The organism is Gordonia sp. i37, from assembly GCF_002043085.1.
GTDB lineage: Bacteria > Actinomycetota > Actinomycetes > Mycobacteriales > Mycobacteriaceae > Gordonia > Gordonia polyisoprenivorans.
Genome location: NZ_MVPX01000468.1, coordinates 1 through 2,067 on the forward strand (window position 1 = coordinate 1; position 2,067 = coordinate 2,067).

The window sequence follows — 2,067 nt, forward strand, 5'->3', positions numbered from 1 at the left end:
CCCCCCCCCCTGCCTGCCGGTCTTCATCGGCGGTCTGACGATCGCCGGCTCGCTGGGCATCATGAACGCGATCGCCCAGGTCACCGAACTGAACATCTTCGCCCAGTCGGTGGTCACCCTGATCGGTCTGGGCATCGCCATCGACTACGGGCTGTTCATCGTCAGCCGATTCCGAGAAGAACTCGCCGAAGGGTATTCGACGAAAGCCGCGGTACGAAGAACCGTGATGACCGCCGGCCAGACGGTGGTGTTCTCGGCGACGATCATCGTCGCGGCGATCGCGTGTCTGCTGATCATGCCGCAGGGCTTCCTCAAGTCGGTGGCCTACGGCGCGATCGCGTCGGTGTCGCTGGCGGCGATCCTCTCGATCACCGTGCTGCCCGCGCTCCTGGGCATCCTCGGGCCGCGCGTCGACGCGTTCTCGCTGCGCTGGATGCTCTCCTACACCCTGTTCCCGATCGTGCGGAAGTTCTCCCCGTCGGGCGCCGATCGGCTCGACCACCGCGTCGCCGACCTCACCGGCCGCACCAAGTCGCGGGAGGAGATCGAGAACGGATTCTGGGGTCGGCTCTCGGGCTGGGTGATGAAGCATCCGGTGGCCACCGCGGTGCCCACCGTGCTGTTGCTGCTGGTGCTGACGATCCCGTTCGGTGGCATCAAGTTCGGCGGCATCAGCGAGCAGTACCTGCCGCCGGACAATCCGAGCCGGGTCGCGCAGGAGGCGTTCGACAAGTACTTCCCGACCGAACGCACCGAGGACATCAAGCTCGTCATCATGTACGACGAGAACAATTCGTCGGCGGGTAATGCGATCTCGCAGATCGCCGACGAGGCCAACAAGGTCCCCGGCTTCACCAAGAAATTCAGCTCCTCCGCCGATGACGGCGCCCTGACCGGCAGCTACGGCTCGTCGGGACTGCAGGTGCTGCAGATGTCGGCGGGTCTGGTGAATCGCGACACCGCGGGTGAGGCGATCAAGGATCTGCGCAAGATCGATGTGCCCAGCGGTATGCGCATGTGGGTGGCCGGCACGCCGGCGCTCACGCAGGACTCCATTGATGCTCTGCTGCAACGACTTCCGTTGATGGCACTGATGCTCGTGCTGATCACCGGGCTGCTGATGTTCTTGGCGTTCGGGTCGGTGGTGTTGCCGATCAAGGCGGCGTTGATGTCAGTGCTGGGTCTCGGCGCCACGCTGGGCATCCTGACGTGGATCTTCGTCGACGGCCATGGTGCCGGCATCGCCAACTTCCCCCCCGGCCCGCTGTTCGCCGCGGTGCTGGTACTGATCATCGCCATCGTGTTCGGCCTGTCCACGGACTACGAGATATTCCTGTTGTCCCGCATGGTCGAAGCGAGACAGCGCGGGGCGTCGACCACCGAGGCGATCCGCGTCGGCACGGCGCTGACCGGTCGCATCATCACCGCGGCCGCCGCCATTCTCGTGGTGGTGACCGGCGCATTCGGCCTGTCCGAGATCGTGATGATGAAGTACATCGCGTACGGCATGATCGCCGCACTCATCCTGGACGCCACCATCATTCGCATGCTGTTGGTGCCGTCGGTGATGAAGCTGCTCGGCGACGACTGCTGGTGGGCACCGCGGTGGATGCGCACGCTGCAGCGAAAGATCGGCCTGGGCGAGATCATTCTCGACGAGGAACCCGACGACAAGCGTCCCGACGCCGTCGCACCACGCGCGATCAGTGCGGGCACCCTGGTCTCGGAGGTCCCGACATCGGTGATGGCCGCAGCGCCGTCGGCGGCGGGTACGCGACGCCGCGCCGGGCGGGCCACCCCGCAAACGGTGGAACCGGGCGGACCCCGCAGGCCCGCCGCACCCGCATCGGCCGCATCCCCATCGACGCCGAATCGCGCTCGGCCGCAACGGGTTCCCACCCAGAAGGTTCCCACCCAGAAGGTTCCGGCGCACAAGGTTCCCACACCGCCGGCCACCGCACGACGCGGTCCGTCCGCGCCTCCGTCGGGTGACATGCCGGCGCCGCGCGTGACGATCGGCCCCCGCCCGGGGGTACCTCGGCCGGTGGCCTCCGCACCCACCGACGC

Annotated in this window: 1 protein-coding gene; it reads left to right on the forward strand. The window is 66.9% G+C overall.

Going from position 1 to position 2,067, the window contains the following annotated elements:
* Nucleotides 1–2,067: MMPL family transporter (locus tag B1964_RS22790; RefSeq protein WP_253194132.1), on the forward strand; the 2,067-nt coding region annotated here is incomplete at both ends.